This window comes from Streptomyces sp. SID12501, assembly GCF_010550245.1.
In the GTDB taxonomy this organism is placed as follows: Bacteria; Actinomycetota; Actinomycetes; order Streptomycetales; family Streptomycetaceae; genus Streptomyces.
In genome coordinates, this window is the sequence record NZ_JAAGLU010000024.1 from 60,333 (window position 1) to 85,274 (window position 24,942).

The following is a 24,942-nucleotide window of genomic DNA, read 5'->3' on the forward strand; positions in this document are numbered from 1 at the left end:
CATGGGGGCCCATTTCCTCACTGGGCGGCGAACTTGCCGCTCACCTCGTCGTACACGCTCTTGGCGACCTTGCCCAGCCTCGGGCCTGCCAGCCAGCCCGAACTCACCGGGCCGATCGAGGTGTTGGAGACGAGGGCCGGGTTGCCGTCCGAGCCCGTTGCGACCCAGCCGCCGCCGGAGGAACCGCCGGTCATCGTGCATCCGATCCGGTACATCGTCGGATCCGACCTGAGGATCGACAGCCGGCCCGGCTCGTCCTGGCACTGGTACATCGTCTCGCCGTCGAACGGCGCCGCCGCCGGATACCCGGTCGCGGTGATGCTCTCCACCTGAGACACGGCAGGCGCGTCGAAGTCCACCGGGAGAGCTGAACCGACCGTCTCCTCCAGCGACTTGCCGCTGCCGCCCTTCTCGGGTGTCACATGGATGACCGCGAAGTCGTACGGCGCCCCGTCGCCGCCCGTCGAACCGCCCTGCGCGATCCACTGGTCCGAGGTCTGTGTCCAGTCACCCCACCAGACGCCGTAGGGCGCGACCTCCGCGCGAGGAGTGTTCTCCAGCTCGGCGCTCGACCTGCCCGCGTTGTTGTACGACGGCACGAAGGCGATGTTGCGGTACCAGCCGCCCTTCTTGCCCGCGTGCACGCAGTGGCCCGCCGTCCAGACGAGGTTCGACTTACCGGGGTGAGCGGGGTCCTCCACCACGGTCGCCGAGCAGACCATCGTGCCTTCGGGGGCGTCGAAGAACACCTTGCCCGCCTCGGGTGCGTTGGCGTGGTACGCGGGCGGCACGGCCCTGGCCTTCACCGCCCGCGGCGTCGGGTCGGTGACGCCCTGGTCGCCCGAGAGGTCGTTCGCGTCGACACTCTTCTCCGGGTCGTCGGCGTCCCGCATCCGGTCCGTGTCCCAGAGGCCCTCGATGATCGGGTTGACGTAGTCCTCGGCCTCGCGCAGCCAGTCGTCCTTGTCCCAGTTCTTCCAGGCGCCGTTCTTCCACTTGTCGATGTCTATCCCGTGCTCTTTGAGCTTGTCCCTGAGCCCGTCCGGGATCGTGATCTTTCCGGCGCCGTCGTCGGTCGCGGAGGCGGAGGACTGCCCGCTCGCGTCGGAACCCCCGGAGTCGGAGCCGGACCCGCAGGCGGTGGCGGTGAGCGCGAGCGCCACGGCCAGGCCTACGACGGCCGGCAGGGGGGAGGTTCCGCGGCGCGCGCCCCTCTCGTCCCGGGCGATGAAGGGTGGGCGTTTGGGTCGCATGATCTGACTCCCCCTGGCGTGGTCGAACCGTGTGCTGTCCCCGCTCGGCATCACACACTATGCGGTCGCTGTGGGGCGCATCCGCCGGAACGGCAACGGTTTCGCTACGGGCGGTCCGGTCCGCCGATCCTCCCGCCGGGCCGTCGATGTGACGCCTTGTCACGGCTGTTCCCGGAGTGCTGTTCCCGGAGTGCTGAGGCGACGGCGCCGTCCCGGCAAGGATCTTGAGCCGACCCGTGACTCCTGTGGTGCGCAGGGTGTTGGTAACGGGAGGGGTCTATCGGCGAGTTGGTGCTTGGCGGGACGGCAGAGCAGTGGAACAGCGGGGAGTTGGGGCATTGGGGCTGCGGGAGTCCATGGAGACGGGGGCGCACGAGGGGATTCTGCGGCGCCAGTCGGCGCGTGAATCGGCGGCACGCACCTACGCGCGCGCCCTGCCGGTCGTCCCCGTACGGGCCCGTGGGCTGACGATCGAGGGCGCCGACGGCCGCCGCTACCTCGACTGCCTCTCGGGTGCGGGGACACTGGCACTCGGCCACAACCACCCAGTCGTGCTGGAGGCGATCCGCAAGGTCCTCGACTCGGGGGCGCCGCTGCACGTCCTCGACCTGGCGACCCCCGTCAAGGACGCCTTCATCACCGAACTGTTCCGCACCCTGCCGCCCGGGCTCGCCGGCCACGCGCGCGTGCAGTTCTGCGGACCGGCCGGGACGGACGCGGTCGAGGCCGCGTTCAAGCTCGTGCGCGCCGCGACCGGCCGCACCGGCATGCTCGCCTTCACGGGCGCCTGTCACGGCATGACCGCAGCTTCGCTCGGCGCCTCCGACCACGTGACCGACGTACGGGTCGCCCGGCTGCCCTTCCCCCAGGACTACCGCTGCCCCTTCGGTACGGGTGGCGCCCAGGGCGCCGAACTCGCCGCCCGCTGGACCGAGTCGGTCCTCGACGACCCCAGGTCGGGCGTGCCGTTGCCCGCCGGGATGATCCTCGAACCCGTCCAGGGCGAAGGCGGGGTGATTCCCGCGCCGGACGCCTGGATGCGGCGCATGCGACGGATAACCGAGTCCCGCTCGATCCCGCTGATCGCCGACGAGATCCAGACGGGAGTCGGCCGCACCGGCACGTTCTGGGCGGTGGAGCACAGTGGGGTCACCCCCGACGTGATGGTGCTGTCCAAGGCGATCGGCGGCAGCCTGCCGCTGGCCGTCGTGGTCTACCGCGACGACCTCGACGTCTGGGAACCCGGCGCCCACGCGGGCACGTTCCGCGGCAACCAGCTCGCGATGGCCGCCGGCACGGCCACCCTGACGTACGTCCGCGAACACGGACTCGCCGAACGCGCGGCCACCCTGGGCACCCGCATGCTCTCCCAACTCCGGCAGCTGGCAGCGGAGTTCCCGATCGTCGGTGATGTGCGCGGCCGGGGTCTGATGATCGGCGTCGAACTGGTCGAACCGGGCGCGGGAGCCGCCGCGGACTCCGCCGACGATGACCGGTACACCGATCCGGAGGTCTTCCCCGCCCCGGCCGACGGTGGGCCGCGTCCGGCGGCGCCCGAACTGGCCGCCGCCGTACAGCGGGAGTGCCTGCGCCGGGGCCTGATCGTCGAACTCGGCGGACGCCGGGCGAGCGTCGTCCGCCTGCTGCCGCCGCTGACCATCAGCGACGAACAGGCCGCCGCGGTACTCGACCGGCTGGCCGACGCGGTGGCGGCGGTGGCACGCGGCCACACCGGCTCCGGCCGCCCGCACGCCACCCACGCCGAGCGAGCGGGGTAGCCAGGTCCGACGCAGGCCCGTAGCGACCCGGTTCGCCTCCCCTCCTTACGCGCACTCGAACAACGTCACGAGGATTGGTCTTGAACAGCACCCCCGTACCCGAAGGCCGTTCCCACCCCACCCCCGCGCGCGGCTCCCGGACCGGGAGAGACACGGTGCCCCGCCAGAAGGGAGCGGCCGGCGGCGCCGGGTGGGCGCGCGGTGCCACGGCCGACCTCCTGGAACACCTCGACCCCCACACCGCGGCGCAGGCCGCCGCCACCGAGAACCTGCTGCGCTGCTGGGTACGGGAGAACAACCTCACCGCCCCCGATGACGGCACCCTCCGGATCTCCCTCCCGACCAGCGGCACCGCCCTGCTGGCCCCGGTCCACTACTGGTCCCCGACCGGCTGGCACCGCTTCGGCCTCCCCCACCTGGCCGACGCGCCCGCGGGAGCCCCGGCAGCCGACGCGGTCACCGTCGCGACCCTGCTCGCGAGGGAGGCGTACGACGGCCCGAACGCGGCCGGAGCCGGCCCGGTGACCGAGACGCGCCCGGCGGACGTGCGCGGCACGTCAGCGGCGGTCGATGCCCCGACCCGGCCGGTGTCCTCGGTCCTGCCCCCCGACGCGGTCGACCTGGTCGCACGTGTCGCCGACTCCGTCCGCCGGACCGCCGCCTTCATCAGTGACCGTCGTGCGCAGCCGGTCGACGGGCCGGACCTCTTCCTCGCCGCCGAGCAGTCGTTGCTGCTCGGCCACCCGCTGCATCCGACCCCGAAGAGCCGCGAAGGGCTCGCCGAGGCCGAAGCCCGCCTCTACTCACCGGAGTTGCGCGGCTCCTTCCCCCTCCACTGGCTGGCGGTGGCCCCCTCCGTGCTCGCCACGGACTCGGCCTGGACCGAGCGTGGCCGCCCTGTCCGCGCCGAGCAGCTCACCGAGCAGCTCATCGGCGCCGAACTGCCGCTGCCCGACGGCTACGCGGCCCTCCCGCTGCACCCCTGGCAGATCCGTGAGACCCGCCACCGCCCGGAGATCGCGGCCCTGTTCGAGGCCGGACTGCTCCGCGACCTCTGCACCCACGGCTCCCCCTGGCACCCCACCTCCTCCGTACGCACCGTCCACCGCTCGGGCGCCCCCGCGATGCTGAAACTCTCGCTGGGACTGCGCATCACCAACTCCCGGCGCGAGAACCTCCGCAAGGAACTCCACCGGGGCGTCGAGGTGCACCGACTGCTGCGCTGCGGACTGGCCAAGCGGTGGCAGGCCGCGCACCCGGGCTTCGACATCGTCCGCGACCCGGCCTGGCTCGCCGTCGACGACCCGGACGGCCGCCCCGTCCCCGGCCTCGACGTGATGATCCGGCACAACCCGTTCCACCCGGCGGACGACGTGTCCTGCATCGCGGGACTCGTCTCGCCCCGCCCCCACGCCCACCTGGGCAGTACGGCCGACCCGGAACGGGAGGGCCCGATCCTGCGGTCCCGACTCGCCGAGGTCGTCACACGGCTCGCCGGACGAACCGGCCGCCCCCGCGCCGCCGTCGCCGCCGAGTGGTTCCTGCGCTACCTGGAGCAGGTCGTACGCCCCGTGCTCTGGCTGGACAGCGAGGCGGGCATCGCCCTGGAGGCCCACCAGCAGAACACCCTGGTCCTGCTGGACGCCGACGGCTGGCCCCGGGGAGGCCGATATCGCGACAACCAGGGGTACTACTTCCGCGAGTCCCGGCGTGCCGAACTCGATGCCCGGCTGCCGGGCATCGGAGAGCAGAGCGACACGTTCGTCTCCGACGAGGTCACCGACGAACGATTCGCCTACTACCTCGGCATCAACAACGTCCTCGGCCTCATCGGCGCGTTCGGCTCCCAGCGCCTCGCCGACGAACAACTCCTGCTGGCCGCCTTCCGTCGCTTTCTCGGAGCCATCGCCACCGGCCCCACCCGACTGCGTACGTCCCTGCCCGGCCGTCTGCTGGACTCGCCCGTCCTGCGCTGCAAGGCCAACCTGCTCACCCGGCTGCACGGCCTCGACGAGCTCGTCGGCCCGGTCGACACCCAGTCCGTCTACGTCAGCATCGCCAACCCCCTGCGTTCCTGACGTCACTGACCTCCCCCTGACGCCCCCAACTCCCTTTCACCCCCGAGGAACACCACCACACACCCCATCTCCTGAGAGGAGCGTCCCGTGCCTCCCATCGACGCGCGCACCGACGCCCGTAGCGACATCCGAACCGCCTCGACCCCCGAGAGCGACGTCGGCTTCCGCACCGGCGGCGACAGCGAGGACACGCTGGAGCTGCGTCTGCCCGACGAGTTCCTCGCGAAGTACGCCGACCAGGGCAAGGCAGCGGACACCGTCCCCCCGGCGCCCGACGGCGATCTCCTCGACAGCATCGGGGACTGGGGGCCGAGCCTCACGCCCGCAGGCTCGTTCCACCTCCTCCCCGTACAGATCGAGCGCGATGTGCCTCTCATCGGGCGCTGGATGAACGACCCCACCGTCGCCACCTTCTGGGAGCTCGCCGGAACCGAGTGCGTGACCGAAGCGCATCTGCGGTCCCAGCTCGACGGAGACGGACGCAGCGTCCCCTGTCTCGGCGTGCTGGAGGGCACCCCGATGAGCTACTGGGAGATCTACCGCGCCGACCTCGACCCACTGGCCCGGCACTATCCCGCCCTTCCTCACGACACCGGACTGCACCTCCTGCTCGGCGGTGTCGCCGATCGCGGGCGCGGACTGGGCAGCATCCTGCTCAGAGCGGTCGCCGACCTCGTGCTCGACCACCGTCCCCGCTGTGCGCGCGTCGTCGCGGAACCCGACCTGCGCAACACACCCTCCGTGTCGGCCTTCCTGAGCGCCGGCTTCCGGTTCGGTGCCGAGGTCGACCTGCCCGCCAAGCGGGCCGCACTCATGATCCGGGACCGGGGCCTGCGCGATGCGCTGTAGACCCCCTGCGCCACTCCTGGTCCCACCGTGCGCTCCTGCCTTGATCACCCGATTGTCAGTGCCGCCCCGTAGGGTGGTCGCGCTATGACGAAGCCCTCACTCCCCGAACTCCTGCATGCTGCCGTCACCGCCGTCGGCGGTACGGAGCGCCCCGGCCAGGTGACCATGGCCGAAGCCGTCGCGGCGGCGATCGACGACGGTTCCCATCTGCTGGTCCAGGCAGGCACCGGCACCGGAAAGTCGCTCGGCTACCTCGTACCCGCGCTCGCGCACGGGGAGCGGGTCGTGGTCGCGACCGCGACCCTCGCGCTCCAGCGCCAGCTCGTGGAACGCGACCTGCCGCGTACGGTCGACGCACTGCACCCGGTGCTGCGCCGCCGCCCCGAGTTCGCGATGCTCAAGGGCAGATCGAACTACCTGTGCCTGCACCGCCTCCACGAGGGCGTGCCGCAGGACGAGGACGATGGCCTCTTCGACCAGTTCGAGTCGGCTGCGCCCACCAGCAAGCTGGGCCAGGACCTGCTCCGCCTGCGCGAATGGTCGGACGGGACCGAGACCGGCGACCGCGACGGCCTCACCCCCGGTGTCTCCGACCGGGCCTGGGCGCAGGTCTCCGTCTCCTCCCGCGAGTGCCTGGGCGCCACGAAGTGCGCGTACGGAGCCGAGTGCTTCGCCGAGATGGCCCGCGAGCGCGCCAAACTCGCCGAGGTCATCGTCACGAACCACGCGCTGCTCGCGATCGACGCCATCGAGGGCGCGCCCGTCCTCCCGCAGCACGAGGTCCTGATCGTCGACGAGGCGCACGAACTGGTCTCGCGGGTCACCGGAGTGGCCACAGGTGAGCTCACTCCCGGCCAGGTCAACCGTGCCGTGCGCCGTGCGGCGAAGCTGGTGAACGAGAAGGCCGCCGACCAGCTCCAGACCGCGGCCGAGGGCTTCGAGCGGGTGATGGAACTGGCCCTGCCGGGCCGCCTGGAAGAGGTTCCGGAAGACCTCGGGTACGCGCTGATGGCGCTGAGGGACGCCGCCCGACAGGTGATCTCCGGGATCGGCGCGACCCGCGACAAGTCCGTCCAGGACGAGGACGCGGTTCGCAAGCAGGCCCTGGCCTCGGTGGAGTCCGTGCACGACGTCGCGGAGCGGATCGCGAACGGCTCCGAGTGGGACGTCGTCTGGTACGAGCGGCACGACCGCTTCGGAGCCTCCCTGCGCGTCGCCCCGATGTCGGTGTCGGGCCTCCTCAGGGAGAAGCTCTTCACGGACCGTTCCGTGGTCCTGACCTCGGCGACGCTCAAACTGGGCGGCGACTTCAACGGTGTCGGGGCCTCCCTGGGCCTGGCCCCGGAGGGTACGGCGGGCGACGACCTCCCGCAGTGGAAGGGCGTCGACGTCGGCTCACCCTTCGACTACCCGAAGCAGGGCATCCTGTACGTCGCAAAGCACCTTGCGCGCCCCGCGCGTGACGGCGACCGCGGCGACATGCTCGACGAACTCACGGAGCTGATCCAGGCGGCGGGGGGCCGCACCCTCGGCCTGTTCTCCTCGATGCGGGCGGCCCAGCTCGCCGCGGAGGAACTACGGTCCCGCATCCCCGAGTTCCCGATCCTCCTTCAGGGCGAGGAGACGCTCGGCGAGCTGATCAAGAACTTCGCGGCCGACCCGCAGACCTGTCTGTTCGGCACGTTGTCGCTCTGGCAGGGCGTCGACGTCCCGGGCGCCAGCTGTCAGCTGGTCGTCATGGACAAGATCCCGTTCCCGCGCCCGGACGACCCGCTGATGAGCGCCCGCCAGAAGGCCGTCGAGGATGCCGGGGGCAACGGCTTCATGGCCGTCGCCGCCACCCATGCGGCGCTTCTCATGGCCCAGGGCGCCGGCCGCCTCGTACGGGCGACGGGCGACCGCGGCGTGGTCGCCATCCTGGACCAGCGGCTCGCCACCGCTCGCTACGGGAGCTATCTGAAGGCGTCCCTGCCGGACTTCTGGTACACCACGGACCCCAACGTGGTCCGGCGCTCGCTGGCCGCGATCGACGCGACGGCAAAGCAGACGGAGGAAGCTCCGGCGGTCGAGGAGGCCGAGCAGGCGGAAGAGGCGTAGACACCGACGTGCCGGCCACCGACCGAAGTCGGTGGCCGGCACGTCGGCGCACCTGTACACGGGACAACGCAGGGCCCCGGAACCGGCGCAGGGGTTCCGGGGCCCGGTCAGGGGACGGGGCCGTAAGGCCCCGCCTCCCGCAGCTCTCACACGCGGCGGAGAACCGCCACCACCTTGCCGAGGATCGTCGCCTCGTCACCGGGGATCGGCTGGTACGCGGAGTTGTGCGGGAGGAGCCAGACGTGGCCGTCCTCGCGCTTGAAGCGCTTGACGGTGGCTTCGCCGTCCAGCATCGCGGCCACGATGTCGCCGTTCTCGGCGACCGGCTGGCGGCGCACCGTGACCCAGTCGCCGTCGACGATCGCGGCCTCGGTCATCGAGTCACCGACGACCTTCAGGACGAAGAGCTCTCCGTCACCCACCAGTTGGCGGGGGAGGGGGAACACGTCCTCGACCGATTCCTCGGCGAGGATGGGTCCGCCGGCGGCGATACGGCCCACAAGGGGGACGTACGACGCGGCGGGCTTGCCCGCGGTGTCCGTGGGCTGCACGGAAGCCCCTTGGTCGGAACCGCGTACTTCATAGGCGCGCGGGCGATGCGGATCGCGGCGCAGGAATCCCTTGCGCTCCAGAGCCATGAGCTGATGTGCGACCGATGAAGTACTCGAGAGGCCGACTGCCTGCCCGATCTCGCGCATCGACGGCGGGTAACCGCGTCGTTGCACGGAGTCCCTGATGACCTCGATCACGCGCCGTTGCCGGTCGGTGAGTCCCGAGCTGTCCGCTCGGATTCCTGGAGGTCGTCCAGGTAGGGACCGCTTGGGTCCCTCAGGATTCGTGGCTTCGTTCATCGCATGCACCGGCTCGAGTCGGCTCTGGGAGCGGTCCTGGGCAGTGATGGTGGCACTGTCTGCGGTGGTGGTCACGTCGGCCCCTCTCGATGGTCTCCCGTGCAGTGCAACGGTAGTTGCTTTCGAAAGGTTGCGCCAAACACACGTTCGAGTGAAAAATTGCCGATGGCCTGCCACGATCAGATGTCTGGGTGTATGACTCCCGCCGTGCCGGGCGGACAAAAGGGCTCTTTGTTGTACCCTTCACCGCCGGGGCGGCGACCTCGTGGGCCGGTGTCCGAAGTCTGCCACCCGGAACCCCGCGAGCCGGGAATCGACCTTCGCGGTGCGCGTTCCTCACCGTATCTCCGCACGGTTCCGAGCGATACGGCCGGGCCGGATCCGGTCTCCCGTGGCGGTATGGCCCTACGGCACATGCCAATACTGGTGCGACACGCGCTAGGCGATGGATGTACGGGCCAATCCCCACATCTAGTGGTTGGATTGCGGCTGTAGCCCAGAAGTTGTGGTCCCCCGGGTCTTCGGTCCCTCGGGCATCACCTATGCTGGGGGCTGCTTCGAGGGGTTCAAGGGCCCTTGCGAGGCTATTGAGTCTGCTGTGAGGGAGGGTTGGAGAACATGCACTGCCCCTTCTGCAGGCACCCCGACAGCCGCGTGGTCGACAGTCGTACGACCGACGACGGCACGTCGATCCGCAGGCGCCGCCAGTGTCCTGACTGCTCCCGCCGGTTCACGACCGTCGAGACGTGCTCGCTCATGGTGGTCAAGCGGTCCGGAGTCACCGAACCGTTCAGTCGTACGAAGGTCATCAACGGCGTGCGCAAGGCATGTCAGGGGCGGCCTGTCACCGAGGACGCTCTCGCCCAACTCGGCCAGCGGGTCGAGGAAGCGGTGCGCGCCACCGGAAGCGCCGAGCTGACCACCCACGACGTGGGGCTGGCCATACTCGGTCCCTTGCAGGAACTCGACCTCGTCGCCTACCTGCGATTCGCGTCCGTCTACCGGGCGTTCGACTCGCTGGACGACTTCGAGGCTGCCATCGCGGAGCTCAGGGAAGCGCCGCGCGGCCCCGCCGTGGACGACGAAGACCCGGACGTGGGGCGCCGGCAGCATGATCGCGGGTCCGAGGGGACTGCTCAGGTCCCCGTGCCCGCCAACGCCGCCGACTGACCGGCGGGCCGGACCCGGACCGCGCGTTCGGACCCGGCCCCGGCCGGCGGCGATCCAAAGACCTGCTGCGGACGGCATCAAGAGGCTGCCCGCAGCGCAAGAAATCACATCGTGTCATGGGAACAACGTGACACTTCTGGGCGTTTTGCCCGATACTGGGAGGCGGCATGACAGAGACGGCGAGCGGTCCGGCACGGAGTTCCCGCGCCAAGGGGACGAAGGCGGTCAGGGGACTGCGCATCGAGCGGATCCACACCACCCCCGGCGTGCACCCGTACGACGAGGTCGAGTGGGCGAGCCGTGACGTCGTCATGACCAACTGGCGCGACGGCTCGATCAACTTCGAGCAGCGTGGCGTCGAGTTCCCCGACTTCTGGTCGGTGAACGCGGTCAACATCGTCACCAGCAAGTACTTCCGCGGCGCTGTCGGCACGCCGCAGCGCGAGGTGAGCCTCAGGCAGCTCATCGACCGCATCGTGAAGACGTACACGAAGGCCGGCGAGGACTACAAGTACTTCGCCTCCCCGGCCGACGCCGAGATCTTCGAGCACGAGCTGGCGTACGCCCTCCTGCACCAGATCTTCAGCTTCAACAGCCCCGTCTGGTTCAACGTCGGGACCCCGCAGCCCCAGCAGGTCTCGGCCTGCTTCATCCTGTCCGTCGACGACTCCATGGAGTCGATCCTCGACTGGTACAAGGAAGAGGGCATGATCTTCAAGGGCGGCTCGGGCGCAGGCCTGAACCTCTCCCGGATCCGCTCCTCCAAGGAACTGCTCTCCTCCGGCGGCAACGCCTCGGGTCCGGTCTCCTTCATGCGCGGCGCGGACGCGTCGGCGGGAACCATCAAGTCGGGCGGCGCCACCCGCCGCGCGGCCAAGATGGTCATCCTCGACGTCGACCACCCCGACATCGAGAACTTCATCGAGACCAAGGTGAAGGAAGAGGAGAAGATCCGCGCCCTGCGCGACGCGGGCTTCGACATGGACCTGGGCGGCGACGACATCACGTCCGTCCAGTACCAGAACGCCAACAACTCGGTCCGCGTGAACGACACGTTCATGAAGGCGGTCGAGACCGGCGGCAAGTTCGGGCTCACCTCCCGGATGACCGGCGAGGTCATCGAGGAGGTCGACGCCAAGACGCTCTTCCGTAAGCTGGCCGAGGCGGCCTGGGCCTGCGCCGACCCGGGCATCCAGTACGACGACACGATCAACCAGTGGCACACGTGCCCGGAGTCCGGCCGTATCAACGGCTCGAACCCGTGCAGCGAGTACATGCACCTGGACAACACGTCCTGCAACCTCGCCTCGCTGAACCTGATGAAGTTCCTGAAGGACGACGGCAAGGGCCGCCAGTCCTTCGAGATCGACCGCTTCGCGAAGGTCGTCGAGCTCGTCATCACCGCGATGGACATCTCCATCTGCTTCGCCGACTTCCCGACCGAGAAGATCGGCGAGAACACGCGCGCGTTCCGCCAGCTCGGCATCGGCTACGCCAACCTCGGCGCCCTGCTGATGGCGACCGGTCACGCGTACGACTCCGTGGGCGGCCGCGCCCTGGCCGGTGCCATCACCTCCCTGATGACCGGTACGTCGTACCGCCGCTCCGCCGAACTCGCCGCGGTCGTCGGCCCGTACGACGGCTACGCCCGCAACGAGCAGCCGCACCTGCGGGTCATGAAGCAGCACGCCGACGAGAACGGCAAGGCCGTCCGTATCGACGACCTGGACACCCCGATCTGGGCCGCCGCCACGGAGGCCTGGCAGGACGTCGTCCGCATCGGCGAGAAGAACGGCTTCCGCAACGCGCAGGCGTCCGTCATCGCCCCGACCGGCACCATCGGTCTCGCGATGTCCTGCGACACCACGGGTCTTGAGCCCGACCTCGCGCTGGTCAAGTTCAAGAAGCTCGTCGGCGGCGGCTCGATGCAGATCGTCAACGGCACCGTCCCGCAGGCCCTGCGCCGCCTGGGCTACCAGGAGGAGCAGATCGAGGCGATCGTCGCCCACATCGCCGAGCACGGCCATGTGATCGACGCCCCGAGCCTCAAGCACGAGCACTACGAGGTGTTCGACTGCGCCATGGGCGAGCGGACCATCTCCGCGATGGGCCACGTCCGCATGATGGCCGCGATCCAGCCCTGGATCTCCGGCGCCCTGTCCAAGACGGTCAACATGCCGGAGACGGCGACCGTCGAGGAGGTCGAGGAGATCTACTTCGAGGCCTGGAAGATGGGCGTCAAGGCGCTCGCGATCTACCGTGACAACTGCAAGGTCGGCCAGCCGCTCTCCGTCAAGAAGAAGGAGAACGAGAAGACCGCGGTGACCGCGAAGACCGAGGCGACGATCCGTGAGGCCGTCGAGAAGGTCGTCGAGTACCGCCCGGTCCGCAAGCGCCTCCCCAAGGGCCGCCCCGGCATCACCACGTCGTTCACGGTCGGCGGCGCCGAGGGCTACATGACCGCCAACTCCTACCCGGACGACGGTCTCGGCGAGGTCTTCCTGAAGATGTCCAAGCAGGGTTCCACCCTCGCGGGCATGATGGACGCCTTCTCGATCGCCATCTCGGTGGGTCTGCAGTACGGCGTGCCCCTGGAGACGTACGTCTCGAAGTTCACGAACATGCGCTTCGAGCCGGCCGGTATGACGGACGACCCCGATGTCCGCATGGCCCAGTCGATCGTCGACTACATCTTCCGTCGCCTCGCACTGGACTTCCTCCCCTTCGAAACGCGTTCCGCCCTCGGCATCCACTCCGCCGACGAGCGCCAGCGTCACCTGGAGACGGGGTCCTACGAGCCGACCGACGAAGAGGTCGGCATCGAGTTCGAGGGCCTCGCCCAGTCGGCGCCCCGCACGCAGGAACTGAAGGCCGTCGCGGCCCCGAAGATCGCCGTCGCTCCGACGCCGGAGCCCGCGCTGGCGCAGGTCCACACCAGCGCCGAACTGGTGGAGATGCAGTTGGGCATCCAGGCGGACGCCCCGCTGTGCTTCTCCTGCGGTACGAAGATGCAGCGGGCCGGGTCCTGCTACATCTGCGAGGGATGCGGGTCGACCAGCGGTTGCAGCTGACCTCGACGGACGGTCTCTGACCGTTGAGCGAGTGAGGGAGGAGGGGCGCCGGCCATGTGCCGGTGCCCCTCCTTCGTCGTGCCGGTGGTCGCGCAATCTCCGTCCATGGACGACCCGTCGTGGCAGCACGACGGAGACATCGGTGAACTCTCGGGGGCTGCCCGGGCCGCCGCTCTCGACGCGCCGGTCGCGGGTCTCCGTTCCCCGGATCCCGTGGTGCGTGACGAGCGCGCGTATGGCACGGCCGTCCGCTGGATACCCGGCCTCGACGCGGCGGAACGGCGGTGGCTCGGGGAGCGTACGGCCGGGCTGTTCGACGATCCCGGCACTCAGGCGCGCGCGTTCGCGTCCCTTGTCGTGGCCCGGATCGCCGACGCGGGGGACTGGCGGCAGGAGTGGTGGGAGGCGTTCGCCGGGTGGCGTCCCGGTGAGACCGATCTGCCCGTGTACGACCCCGGGCATGTCTTCGACGCCCGGGAGGACGACCGGAACGCCCGTGGGCCGGCTCGGGTCCTGTGCCGGCCCGGTCTCGGGGCCGACTGGTCGGTGGGACGGCTGGACGCCGTCTCGGCGGCGTTCCGGATGGGAGAGCCGGAGCCCCCGGTTCCCCCTGGGCCCCCAACACCATGCGCACACTGCGCGTGTTCTACCTGCTGGTGGACCGCGGACTGCTGACACCGGGAGGGGACGGCCCGCCGAGCACGGTCCCTCAAACGGAGGCCGTGCTCGATGCCCTGGCCGCCACCCTCACGATCATCACCCCCTACCTGCCCTCCCCTTCGGGAGGGATCAGGTCTGACGTGTGCGGCCCATCTCCCTGCTGAACGTCGAGGGGTCGTCCTCGAAGCCCTGGACGCCGGAGTGGAAGTCCCACGACCCGGCCTCGTCGCGGACGAACTCCGCGACCGTGGCCGCCGTAGACCCCAGAACACCGCCGAAGTCGTCCTCGGCCAGGACGGTGTAGCCCTCGCGAATGCGCAGGCCCGGCCCCCGGACGCTGACGAACGTCCGGTGCGTGGAGCGCTGCTGGATGATGACGCCGACCACCACGCGCGCGTACTGGGCGCCCAGCCGGTCGAACTCCAGCGTCATGACCTCGTCCCAGCCGAAGCCCTTGCCGTCCTTGCTGTCCCGGTTGAGGGTGATCGTGCCGTCCGGAGAGCGGCTGTCGAAGTGCACCACATAGGCGGGATCGCCGTACGGATCGGTCGCCGGGTAGGTGGCGGCAACGATGTCGAGATCGGTTGGCGGCTGACCCGTTGGACTCGGATCCCACTTCAGTGAGACTTCGGCCTTGCGGATCCCCTTGTTGAGGGCCTTCACCAGACTTTCCTTCCCCGTTCGCCGTGTGCTGTCGCTCCAACTGCCCGTACATCACAGCTGGTTGTCCATCGTGTCACGCGCGCGGGGGCGCTCGCGCGGTCGTACTGCGCCCGAGCGTGACCGGCGCCACGCCGCGGGGCCTTACGATGGCGCGGTGCTGGTCAAGTGGATTCGCTGCACCGTGGTGGACCGCCGCGGTTTCGAACGCGGGCAGCGAAAGTGGGCGGGACTTCTGGGGGAGCCGGGATTCCGGGGGCAGGGCGGGGGCTGGAGCCGGGGGCGTCCCGGCGTGGCACACGTCTTCGCCTTCTGGGAGAGCCGCGCCTTCTACGACTCCTTCATGGCCCGGTCCCATGACCGGCTCGCCACCACGCAGTCGGGCACCTTCAAGGATCAGCAGGTCAAGCTGTTCGACCACCGTTTCGACGTGAAGACCGGCTTCGAGCCGCGCTTCACGGACTCCGACGTGGTACGGGTGGCGCACTGCCGCGTCCACGAGGAGCGCGCCGAGCACTTCGCGCTGATGCAGGAGAAGGTCTGGAACCCCGCGATGGCGGGTTCGCCCGGCATGCTGCGGGGGTTGTTCGGCGAGGCGCCGGGGCACGAGTTCCTGATCCTGTCGATGTGGCGCTCGGCCGCCGAGCACGGCAAGTACCGGGCCGAACGTGTGGAGCGGCTGGCACTGCGGGCCCAGCTGGAGGCGGACGTCGCGGCACTCGCCGGAGACATCGTCGAACTGGAACCCAGCTGGATAGTCTGAGGTCCGGACCCTGGGTTCCGGACCTTGTGTTCCGCCTCGTGTGCTCCAGGGCGCACGACATGTGTGACATACGCCGTATAGAGGCCGTGTGAGTGCCCGGTCGGCGCCGACCCGATCTAGGGTTTTGGCATGGTAAGACCACGGCGCATCGTCCTTGTCCGGCACGGCGAGTCAATGGGCAATGCCGATGACACCGTCTATGAGCGCGAGCCGGATCATGCCCTCGCCCTCACCGAACGCGGCTGGCGACAGGCGGAGGAGACCGGCAAGCGGCTGCGCGAGGTGTTCGGGCAGGAGCAGGTGAGCGTCTATGTCTCCCCCTATCGCCGTACGCACGAGACCCTGCGCGCGTTCGGCCTGAACTCCGACCTCATGCGCGTACGCGAGGAGCCCCGGCTGCGCGAGCAGGACTGGGGCAACTGGCAGGACCGGGACGACGTACAGCTGCAGAAGGCGTACCGGGACGCGTACGGGCACTTCTTCTACCGCTTCGCCCAGGGGGAGTCCGGCGCCGACGTGTACGACAGGGTCGGCGGCTTCCTGGAGAGCCTCTACCGCAGCTTCGAGGCGCCCGACCATCCGCCCAACGTGCTGCTGGTGACCCACGGGCTGGCCATGCGGCTGTTCTGCATGCGCTGGTTCCACTGGACGGTCGCGGAGTTCGAGTCGCTGTCGAATCCGGGGAACGCGGAGATGCGGATGCTCGTTCTCGGAAGCGACGGCAGGTACACCCTTGACCGGCCGTTCGAGCGCTGGCGTGATCCGGAATCGTATGGAATCACCGGATAGAGTGGCAGGGCGATGACCGTTGATTCCTCTCCTCAATCCTCTGCTCAGGCCTCACCTCACGAGCGCCTGGAGCGCGCCCTGGCCAGCCTGCGCGGGCTTGCGGTGGGGGACGCGCTCGGGTCGCAGTTCTTCGTGCCCGTGAACCATTCGCTGCTGGGGCTCCGCGAGCTGCCGCCCGGCCCCTGGCAGTGGACCGACGACACGGAGATGGCGTGCTCCGTGGTGGCCGTGCTGGCCGCCCACCAACGCATCGACCAGGACGCACTGGCCCTTTCCTTCGCGCGGCACCACGACTTCGACCGCGGGTACGGTCCCGCGGTGAACCGGCTCCTGCGGCTGGTCCGGGAGGGCGGCGACTGGCGCGAGCTGGCGTCCGCCCTGTTCAACGGCCAGGGGTCCTGGGGCAACGGCGCGGCCATGCGGATCGCTCCCCTGGGCGCCTGGTACGTGGACGATCCGGAGCAGGCCACCCATCAGGCCGAGATCTCGGCCTACCCCACGCACCAGCACCGCGAGGCCGTGGTCGGCGCCATGGCCGTCGCCGCGGCCGCAGCCCTGGTGGGAGCCCCGGGCGGCCCGCCGAGCCCCGGTGCGCTCCTCGACGGTGTCATCGCGCTCGTTCCGAGGAGCGCCGTCTCCGCCGGGCTGCGGCGTGCCCGGGACATGCTCGACTACGCCGACGCGGGCACGGTCGCGGCCGTACTGGGCTGTGGCCGGCGTACGTCGGCGCACGACACTGTGCCGTTCGCGCTCTGGTCCGCCGCGCGCGCCCTCGGTGACTACGAGGACGCGTTCTGGGCGACGGCCCAGGTGGGCGGCGACGTGGACACCAACTGCGCCATCGTGGGTGGCGTACTCGCCGCGGGCAAGGCGGGGGTGCCGCCGTCGGCGTGGCTGGAGCGGACGGAAGCGTTGCCGGAGTGGGCGCCCGCGCGGTCCTAGCGTGTGCGGCGCACCGCACCGTGCGGCGCGGTGCGCCTTGAACGCTGTCGACTCGGGTTGCTGGGGGATGGGCGCCGGACGCCCTCCTCGCGCGGTTCCTCAATCACCGGACGCCGGACGCCGCTCCGGTGCCCCGGGCGACGTACGGCGCCCGGCGTGACCCCTTCGGCAGTGCCCCTGCGGGCCCGCTGCCGGGAGATCAGCCGCCGGCCGGGCCCGTGGTGCTCGCCGTGCCTGCCAGGGCCTCCAGGTCGCTCTTGCGGACGCGGATGACGAACCAGGCGGTGGCGAGGGCCAAAACTGCCATCGCGGCGGCGGGGATGAACGCCGTGGAGATTCCGTGGGCGAGTACCTCGTGGCTCCAGGGGGCGGGGAGTTGCCCGGTCTTGGTAAACTCCGCCTTCTGCTCCGCCGTGGCCTGGGCGAGGAACTCGGGCACCTGTTTCGCCGCCTCGTCACGGCTCGAGGAGCCGAACACCGTCGTCAGGATGGAGAGGCCGAGCGAACCGCCGACCTGCTGCGTGACGTTGAGCAGCCCGGACGCGGCGCCCGCCTCGTGCGCGGCGACCCCGGAGACCGCCGTCAGGGTCAGCGTCACGAAGTTCAGGCCCATGCCGAACCCGAACACCAGCATCGGGCCGAGCACCCCGCCGACGTACGAGCTGTCAGGGGTGATGAAGGCCTGCCAGGCGAGGCCGAGCGTGGCCAGTGCCGAGCCGGCCACCATGAACGGTTTGGGCCCCAGGACCGGCAGGAACCGCTGCGACAGGCCCGCGCCCGTGGCGATCGCGAAGGTCACCGGCAGGAAGGCGAGGCCCGCCTCGATCGGCGTGTACAGCAGGACGTTCTGCACGAAGAGGACGATGAAGAAGAACATGCCGAACATCGCGGCGGCCAGGCTCAGCATGATCACGTACGTGCCCGAGCGGTTGCGGTCGGCGAACATCCTCAGCGGGGTGATCGGTTCCTTGGCGCGCATCTCCACAAAGGCGAAGGCGACCAGCAGGACCACCGCCGTGGCGAAGGACGCGAGGGTCAGGCTGTCCCGCCAGCCCTTCTCCGCCGCGCGGATGAAGCCGTAGACGAGGGACGCCATGCCCAGCGTCGAGGTCAGCGCGCCCAGGATGTCGAAGCGGCCCGGGTGGCGTTCGGACTCGCCGATGTAGATCGGCGTGAGCACGGCGATCAGCAGACCGATCGGTACGTTGACGAAGAGCACCCAGCGCCAGTCGAGCCACTCCGTGAGCATGCCGCCGGCGAGCAGACCGACGGCGCCGCCGCCGGCCGAGACGGCGGCGAAGACCCCGAACGCCCGGTTGCGCTCGGGGCCTTCGGGGAACGTGGTGGTGATGAGCGCCAGCGAGGTGGGCGAGGCGATCGCGCCGCCCACGCCCTGCAGCGCCCGCGCGGCCAGCAACTGCCAGGGTTCCTGGGCGAGTCCGCCCAGCAAGGAGGCGGCGATGAACACCAGGATGCCGGTCATGAAGACCCGGCGGCGGCCGAGGATGTCACCGGCCCTGCCGCCGAGGAGCAGCAGGCCGCCGAAGGTGAGCGTGTAGGCGCTGACCACCCAGGTGAGGTCGGTCGTGCTGAACTTGAGAGCGCCTTGAATGTGCGGCAGCGCGATGTTCACAATCGTCGCGTCGAGTACCACCATGAGCTGGCAGGCCGCGATGACGGTGAGCGCTATGCCGGGATGCCCCTCCCGGCGGGCCGCACCTGGTTTCTGGTCTTTCATCAACGAAGAGGTAGTCACTATGGGTCCCCCATAAGAGCACTAGTGAACGCTTGCGTTCACTGTCGCGTCGAACGGTAGTGAGTCCCCGACAGTGAACGCAAGCGTTCACTGAAGTCGCCGCCGTGTCGTTCACCGGTTGCCCGGGTAATCTCGGCGATTCACCTCGTCGGCGATCACCTCAATACCGACAATCCTCATAAATGCTTGCACCCTCCGCTCCCTCCTGCCCGCTGGAGACACTCAGATGGTTACTTCGCGCTGGACGGCTGCCCCCGCCCGGGCGGCCTCCCCCCGCCGGCGCGGCGCCGTGCTCGAACGCGCGATCCTCGATGCCGCGCTGGAGCAGCTCAGTACGGTCGGCTGGAACGGACTCACGATGGAGGGTGTCGCCGCCGGCGCTCAGACCGGCAAGGCCGCGGTCTACCGCCGCTGGCCCTCCAAGGAGGACCTCGTCGCGGACGCGCTCCAGGCCGGGTTGCCGCGCTTCGACCGGGCGCCCGACCTCGGGAACGTCCGGGACGACCTTCTCGAACTGTGCCGGCAGGTGCGTGAGGCGCTGTTCTCGCGCTCCGGATTCGCCCTGCGCTCGGTGATTCACGAATGCGACAACCCGCAGGCGGAGCGCTTCCAGAGCGTGATCTTCGGAGGGCTCGTCGAGCCGACAGTAGAGCTCCTCCGGGAGATCCTCGACCGAGGAATCAGGCGGGGGGAGACGCGTCCCGACGCTGCCAACGGCTATGTCCTCGACGCCATTCCGGCGATGATGATGTATCGCTCCAAGATGTGCGGGAGTGAATGGGAGGAGCGGGACATCGAGGAGATGATCGACCAGTTGATGGTTCCGCTGCTGCGGGCGGGCCGCGTCTGAGGTCCGCCCCGAAGGCCGCCCGGGTGTGCTCCGCGGTGAGCCTCAAGTGGCTTGGGGGAGCCGGGGTGTCGTGTGGGGTTCCGGGCGGCGTAGGCTGAGACCGCCATGCCGTACGAAGCACCCACCCACACCGTCGAGCGCTCTTTGCGCGCCACGACCGGAGCGAAGGTCATCGCCGGCGTCGACGAGGTAGGGCGGGGCGCGTGGGCCGGCCCCGTCACCGTCTGCGCGGCGGTCACCGGTCTCCGGCAGCCCCCCGAGGGACTCACCGACTCCAAGCTCATCGCGGTCAAGCGGCGTACCCAACTCGCGGAAGTACTGCGGGAATGGGTCACGTCGTACGCGTTGGGGCACGCCTCGCCGGAGGAGATCGACGACCTTGGGATGACGGCAGCACTGCGGCTCGCCGCGGAGCGCGCTCTCGAGGCCTTGCCGGTCCGCCCCGACGCGGTCATCCTCGACGGGAAGCACGACTACCTGGGGTCGCCGTGGCAGGTCCGTACGGTGATCAAGGGTGACCAGTCGTGCGTGGCGGTCGCGGCGGCGTCCGTGATCGCCAAGGTTCAACGCGACAAAATGATGGCCGAACTGGGTACCGACCATGCAGACTTCGGGTTTGCGGCCAATGCAGGGTATCCGTCGCCCGTGCACAAGGCCGCGCTGGAGGAGCGGGGTCCCACTCCCTACCACCGGCTGTCGTGGGCGTATCTTGATGCGCTGCCCCAGTGGCGGCACCTCAAGAAGGCCCGCAGTTGGGCGAACGGGAACGCTCCGGAGATCGAGGGCCAGCTCGGCTTCGACTTCTGACAGTTCCGTTCGCACTCATGTGCCACCCGCTGACGCGAGTCGCACCGGCGTTTGATAAATATCAAGTCATGCCTCTCATTCCCGAGGAGCCTCAGATTCACGAGAGTGCCCAGGGTCCCCGTGTCGCTCCGGCCAGTGGCCACAGCGCGCCGACCCCCCGTCCCGTACCCGGCCCGCGCCCCGCGGCTTCGCCGCGTCCCGGCCGTCCGGGTCCCTTCCGGCCCACCGCACCGGCCCAGCGTGCACCGCACGACGCGCCGGCGGCCGTGGCTTCGACCGCTCCTGCGGTCAAGCCCGGGCCGTCCGCGGCTCCGGCCGCCCCTGTCCCTTCCACCCCTTCCGCGCCTGCCTCCGAGGCCCCGGCGGCCCCGAAGGTCCAGCTGATCCCGGCCTCGGCCGAGGGTGCGCTGGACGCTGCCGAGGAAGCCGTCGACCTGCTCCTGGAGTCGGGTCGGGCCCCTGGCGAGGTGCTGGTGATCACCACCGGCGATCCGCACCCGTGGGCCGCGCACGAGCTGTCCTTCGGTGAGGGCCCGTACTGGGCGCAGCACGACGCGGGCGACGACGTCTTCTACGCCGACGCAGCCGCTCTGAGCCGTGCCGCTTCCCGTCCCGTGGTCGTGGTCGCCGTCAACGGCGGCGCCGAAACGACGACCGCCGCGGCCCTTCCCCTGGCCCTCGGCCGGGCCGGTGCCCTGCTGATCTGCTGCGGCGACTCGGAGCAGATCAACTCGGCGCTGGGCGCGGGGGTCTGAGCAGCTTCGTGAACCGTTCCGGGTCGACCGGTCCGGCGACACCGGACCGGCCGACGCAGGGCCGCTGAATCGGCGACCGTACGGCGGGCGATCCGACGTTCCCCGACGCGGACGCGCCGGGATGTCGGCGGCCGCCGTACGGTCGCCTGCCGTGCCCTGGCCCGGGCGGCGGGAAACGGAATCATGAGGGCGCATCGTCATGGGCGACGGGGGTACGCGTGCGCGTGCCCCCGTCGTTGTGCGTACTGGATACCGTCCGGGCGACTCGTGTTGCCCATGGACGGGCTTCTCGCCGGTGTACGTCCTACCGGCGGACGTCGTTGTCCGCGGTGGCCGTTCTCTGTACGGCTGAGGTGCGTCGGCCGCTGGGCGTCTGTGTCAGCGGGCTGCCGCGCGGCGCAGGATGTCCGAGGCGGTGCCTCCGGTGCGGGGCATCGGCAGCAGGGGTGGTGCCTCGGACATGGCGAAGGGCTCCGGGGGTGAGTCCGCGTTAGGGCGCCGCCCGCCGCGCCCTTCGCCGAGCACCTGCCAGCCGTCGCGGGTCAGCGTGATGTACGCGCCGCAGCGCAGACCGTGCAGGGTGCAGGCGTCACGCAGACCCCACATCCACGCACCGTCCTCCTCCGTCCAGCGCGCGTCGCCGTCACGGCAGTAGAGCAGGACGGCGGTGCGCACCGGAGTACGGCGACGAAGGTCGTGGGGGATGACCCGACGCAGCTGCGCGAGCAGGGAGTTGCGGAACATCCAGCCGTCGGCCGGAGCCGAGCGGCGGGTGAACGAGGCGCTCGCCCGCAGCCGCTCGTCCGGATCGAGGACTGCCACGATCGCGGTAGCGGGCCCGGGGAGGTGTCGCGCGTGCAGTCCGCTGACGACCTCGCGGGGATTGCGCAGCAGGGGAATCCCGGCTGCGGCCCACTCCGCGGGTTCGAGCATGCGGGCTGCTGAGTTGGTGGAAGCGGCGGACAGGTCGGCAGACGTCGACATGGATGCCGCGGGGGACGGAGTGAATCCGAAGGTCACGGTCCTCCCTTCGGCTACGCGCCCACACTACGGGCGGGAGATCGGACTTGGGGGAGCGCACACCGCGGCGGAGCCCTGCCGGACCACGGACACGCCGTGCGGGGAGCGGACTCCAATTCTCGCTGTCGAACTGGGTTGCGGCAACGAGCAAATGGGGCCACCGACCGGCTTCTGGTGATCTGTGGATTATATCCCTGCCAGGTGTGTCATTTGTAGATGGCTGGGGTGGCCGGGAACGTTCCGTTAGTCCGCTTGTTCGGTTTGGTTCACGTTCTCGTCATCGACGACGCAGGGCGAGGACCAGTGGCGATGCCCCCTGCGCACCGGTCCGTCATCGTCCCTGGGTCGCCGCCGCCAGGGTCCACCCGGTCACCGTGAAGTCGTCCGAAAGGAGGACCGGCCCGCTGTCCGAGCGGCTGGGGGGAGCCGTACGCACGTCGTCACGGCCGAGGATTGGGCCGTTGTCAGTGGCGTGGGGTTGCATGGGGGCATGAGCAACCAGGAGCTACGTGACGAAGCCGACGCCATCCTCGCCGAGCTGGTCGGTGCCCCTGGGGGTTCGGCGCGGTTGCGGGAGGATCAGTGGCAGGCGGTGGCGGCCCTGGTGGAGGAGCGCCGGCGTGCCCTGGTGGTACAGCGCACCGGCTGGGGCAAGTCGGCGGTGTACTTCGTCGCCACGGCTCTGCTGCGCAGGCGTGGCTCCGGCCCTACGGTGATCATCTCGCCGCTGCTGGCGCTGATGCGTAACCAGGTCGAGTCGGCGGCACGGGCCGGCATTCAGGCGCGCACGATCAACTCGGCCAACCCGGAGGAGTGGGACACCATCTACGGGGAGGTCGAGCGCGGCGAGACCGACGTTCTCCTCGTGAGTCCGGAGCGCCTCAACTCCGTCGATTTCCGTGACCAGGTGTTGCCCAGGCTCGCGGCCACCACCGGCCTGCTGGTGGTCGACGAGGCGCACTGCATCTCCGACTGGGGACACGATTTCCGCCCCGACTACCGCCGGTTGCGCACCATGCTCGCGGAGTTGCCGGCGGGGGTGCCGGTGCTGGCCACGACGGCGACCGCGAACGCGCGGGTGACGGCGGACGTGGCCGAGCAACTGGGCACGGGGGGCGGGGACGCTCTGGTGCTGCGGGGGCCGCTGGACCGGGAGAGCCTGCGGCTGGGCGTGCTGGAGCTGCCGGACGCGGCGCATCGGCTGGCGTGGCTGGGGGAGCGGCTGGGTGATCTGCCGGGTTCGGGGATCATCTACACGCTGACGGTGGCGGCGGCGGAGGAGGTCGCGGCGTTCCTGCGGCAGCGCGGGTATCCGGTGTCCTCGTACACGGGGAAGACGGAGAACGCCGACCGGCTGCAGGCGGAGGAGGACCTGCTGGCGAACCGGGTGAAGGCGCTGGTGGCGACCTCGGCGCTGGGGATGGGCTTCGACAAGCCGGACCTGGGGTTCGTGGTGCACCTGGGGTCGCCCTCGTCCCCGATCGCCTACTACCAGCAGGTGGGGCGTGCCGGCCGCGGTGTGGATCATGCGGATGTGCTGCTGCTGCCGGGGCGGGAGGACGAGGCGATCTGGGCGTACTTCGCTTCGGTGGGCTTCCCTCCCGAGGAACAGGTACGACGCACGCTGGCCGTTCTGGAGGATGCGGGACGTCCGCTGTCGCTGCCGGCGCTGGAGCCGTTGGTGGATCTTCGGCGCTCCCGGCTGGAGACGATGCTGAAGGTCCTGGACGTGGACGGGGCGGTCAAGCGCGTGAAGGGGGGCTGGGCGGCAACGGGCCGGCCATGGGCGTACGACACCGAGCGCTACGCCTGGGTCGCCAAACAGCGCGCCACCGAGCAGCAGGCCATGAGGGACTACGTGGCGACCACCGGGTGCCGGATGGAGTTCCTCCAGCGGCAGCTCGACGACGAGAAGGCGGTCCCGTGCGGCCGCTGCGACTCCTGCGCCGGGCCCTGGCTCGATCCCTCCGTGTCGCCCGGCGCTCTGACGGGCGCCGCGGGCGAACTGGACCGCCCCGGGGTCGAGGTCGAGCCGCGCCGGATGTGGCCCTCGGGCATGCCGGCGGTCGGGGTCGACCTCAAGGGCCGTATCCCCGTAGGCCAGCAGGCGGCCACCGGACGGGCGCTGGGCAGGCTGTCGGACATCGGCTGGGGCAACCGCCTGCGTCCGCTGCTGTCGGCGCAGGCTGTGGACGGGACGGTCCCGGACGACGTGCTGGCCGCCGTCGTGACGGTGGTGACCGACTGGGCCCGCTCGCCGGGCGGCTGGGCCGGCGGCGGTCCTGACGCGGCGGCGCGGCCGGTGGGGATCGTCGCCATGCCCTCCCGCACCCGCCCGCAGCTGGTCGCCTCGCTGGCCGCGGGACTGGCCCGGGTCGGCAGGCTTCCCCTGCTGGGCAGCCTGGCCTACACCGAGCAGGCCGACGAGTACGCGGCGCACCGCAGCAACTCCGCCCAGCGGCTGCGCGCCCTGGCCGCCTCGTTCGCGGTGCCCGACGAACTCGCCGCAGCCCTGGCCGCCACTCCCGGCCCGGTTCTGCTCGTCGACGACTACACCGACTCCGGCTGGACCCTGGCCGTGGGCGCACGCCTCCTGCGCCGGACCGGAGCCGCCGCGGTCCTTCCACTCACCCTTGCCGTGGCCGGGTGAAGGAGCCTCGCTGAGGGGGCTGGAGAGCATCGGGACGGCGGCACGTGCGCGTGCATGTCGCCGGTACGGCGGCAGGTGGGCGGTTCGGTCAGGTCGGTCAGTTTCAGCTCCGACGGCGGGGGCTGAGGAATGAGGCTTCCTTC

At 70.3% G+C, this 24,942-nt stretch carries 19 protein-coding genes; 14 read left to right on the forward strand and 5 right to left on the reverse strand.

Going from position 1 to position 24,942, the window contains the following annotated elements; genetic code table 11:
* Positions 1–17: 17 nt before the first annotated feature.
* Complete coding sequence (locus G3I71_RS27285; RefSeq protein ID WP_164318342.1) at positions 18–1,253, reverse strand: hypothetical protein; 1,236 nt, start codon at positions 1,251–1,253, stop codon at positions 18–20.
* Positions 1,254–1,609: 356 nt separating this feature from the next.
* Between G3I71_RS27285 and G3I71_RS27290 the strand changes: the two genes are divergently transcribed.
* From G3I71_RS27290 to G3I71_RS27305, 4 genes are all read left to right on the forward strand, one after another.
* A complete protein-coding gene (locus G3I71_RS27290) occupies positions 1,610–3,031 on the forward strand; it encodes a diaminobutyrate--2-oxoglutarate transaminase family protein (protein ID WP_164318514.1) in 1,422 nt (473 codons plus the stop codon).
* Positions 3,032–3,186: 155 nt separating this feature from the next.
* The gene (locus G3I71_RS27295; protein ID WP_343243093.1) at positions 3,187–5,109 is read left to right on the forward strand and encodes an IucA/IucC family protein; all 1,923 of its coding nucleotides are present in this window, start codon (positions 3,187–3,189) and stop codon (positions 5,107–5,109) included.
* 87 nt (positions 5,110–5,196) lie between these two features.
* Entirely contained in the window at positions 5,197–5,958 is a 762-nt protein-coding gene (locus G3I71_RS27300) for a GNAT family N-acetyltransferase (protein WP_164318346.1), read from the forward strand.
* Positions 5,959–6,042: 84 nt separating this feature from the next.
* Entirely contained in the window at positions 6,043–8,055 is a 2,013-nt protein-coding gene (locus tag G3I71_RS27305; RefSeq protein ID WP_164318348.1) for an ATP-dependent DNA helicase, read from the forward strand.
* 146 nt (positions 8,056–8,201) lie between these two features.
* Here the strand turns inward: G3I71_RS27305 and lexA are convergent, their stop codons facing one another.
* A complete protein-coding gene (lexA, locus tag G3I71_RS27310; protein ID WP_164318350.1) occupies positions 8,202–8,981 on the reverse strand; it encodes a transcriptional repressor LexA in 780 nt (259 codons plus the stop codon).
* 543 nt (positions 8,982–9,524) lie between these two features.
* On the opposite strand from lexA, the gene nrdR reads away from it, so the two are divergent.
* The 3 genes from nrdR to G3I71_RS27325 all read left to right on the forward strand — a co-directional run bounded on the left by nrdR (position 9,525) and on the right by G3I71_RS27325 (position 13,822).
* Entirely contained in the window at positions 9,525–10,076 is a 552-nt protein-coding gene (nrdR, locus tag G3I71_RS27315) for a transcriptional regulator NrdR (protein WP_164318352.1), read from the forward strand.
* 167 nt (positions 10,077–10,243) lie between these two features.
* Entirely contained in the window at positions 10,244–13,147 is a 2,904-nt protein-coding gene (locus G3I71_RS27320) for a vitamin B12-dependent ribonucleotide reductase (protein ID WP_164318354.1), read from the forward strand.
* A gap of 105 nt (positions 13,148–13,252) precedes the next feature.
* Entirely contained in the window at positions 13,253–13,822 is a 570-nt protein-coding gene (locus tag G3I71_RS27325) for a hypothetical protein (RefSeq protein WP_239149387.1), read from the forward strand.
* 114 nt (positions 13,823–13,936) lie between these two features.
* On the opposite strand, the gene G3I71_RS27330 is transcribed toward G3I71_RS27325, so the two are convergent.
* Entirely contained in the window at positions 13,937–14,470 is a 534-nt protein-coding gene (locus G3I71_RS27330; RefSeq protein ID WP_164318356.1) for a TerD family protein, read from the reverse strand.
* A gap of 154 nt (positions 14,471–14,624) precedes the next feature.
* Here G3I71_RS27330 and G3I71_RS27335 point away from each other — a divergent pair, with 154 nt between their 5' ends.
* The 3 genes from G3I71_RS27335 to G3I71_RS27345 all read left to right on the forward strand — a co-directional run bounded on the left by G3I71_RS27335 (position 14,625) and on the right by G3I71_RS27345 (position 16,961).
* Positions 14,625–15,230: a YdbC family protein gene (locus tag G3I71_RS27335; protein WP_164318358.1), complete on the forward strand. Its 606-nt coding sequence runs from the start codon at positions 14,625–14,627 to the stop codon at positions 15,228–15,230.
* 129 nt (positions 15,231–15,359) lie between these two features.
* Entirely contained in the window at positions 15,360–16,019 is a 660-nt protein-coding gene (locus G3I71_RS27340; protein WP_164318360.1) for a histidine phosphatase family protein, read from the forward strand.
* Between the two features lie 12 nt (positions 16,020–16,031).
* Entirely contained in the window at positions 16,032–16,961 is a 930-nt protein-coding gene (locus G3I71_RS27345) for an ADP-ribosylglycohydrolase family protein (protein ID WP_164318362.1), read from the forward strand.
* A gap of 199 nt (positions 16,962–17,160) precedes the next feature.
* On the opposite strand, the gene G3I71_RS27350 is transcribed toward G3I71_RS27345, so the two are convergent.
* Positions 17,161–18,717 (reverse strand): DHA2 family efflux MFS transporter permease subunit, encoded by a 1,557-nt coding sequence (locus G3I71_RS27350; protein ID WP_164318364.1) that lies wholly within the window; start codon positions 18,715–18,717, stop codon positions 17,161–17,163.
* A gap of 226 nt (positions 18,718–18,943) precedes the next feature.
* Here G3I71_RS27350 and G3I71_RS27355 point away from each other — a divergent pair, with 226 nt between their 5' ends.
* The 3 genes from G3I71_RS27355 (at position 18,944) to G3I71_RS27365 (ending at position 21,129) form a co-directional block, all read left to right on the forward strand.
* Positions 18,944–19,567, forward strand: a complete 624-nt coding sequence (locus tag G3I71_RS27355) for a TetR/AcrR family transcriptional regulator (protein WP_164318366.1) — start codon at positions 18,944–18,946, stop codon at positions 19,565–19,567.
* A 105-nt stretch (positions 19,568–19,672) separates the two neighbouring features.
* The gene (locus G3I71_RS27360) at positions 19,673–20,374 is read left to right on the forward strand and encodes a ribonuclease HII (RefSeq protein WP_164318368.1); all 702 of its coding nucleotides are present in this window, start codon (positions 19,673–19,675) and stop codon (positions 20,372–20,374) included.
* A 68-nt stretch (positions 20,375–20,442) separates the two neighbouring features.
* Complete coding sequence (locus G3I71_RS27365; RefSeq protein WP_164318370.1) at positions 20,443–21,129, forward strand: hypothetical protein; 687 nt, start codon at positions 20,443–20,445, stop codon at positions 21,127–21,129.
* A 378-nt stretch (positions 21,130–21,507) separates the two neighbouring features.
* On the opposite strand, the gene G3I71_RS27370 is transcribed toward G3I71_RS27365, so the two are convergent.
* Entirely contained in the window at positions 21,508–22,149 is a 642-nt protein-coding gene (locus G3I71_RS27370) for a hypothetical protein (protein WP_164318372.1), read from the reverse strand.
* Between the two features lie 490 nt (positions 22,150–22,639).
* On the opposite strand from G3I71_RS27370, the gene G3I71_RS27375 reads away from it, so the two are divergent.
* Positions 22,640–24,799, forward strand: coding sequence for a RecQ family ATP-dependent DNA helicase (locus G3I71_RS27375; protein ID WP_164318374.1), 2,160 nt, complete (start codon positions 22,640–22,642; stop codon positions 24,797–24,799).
* The last annotated feature ends 143 nt before the right edge of the window (positions 24,800–24,942 follow it).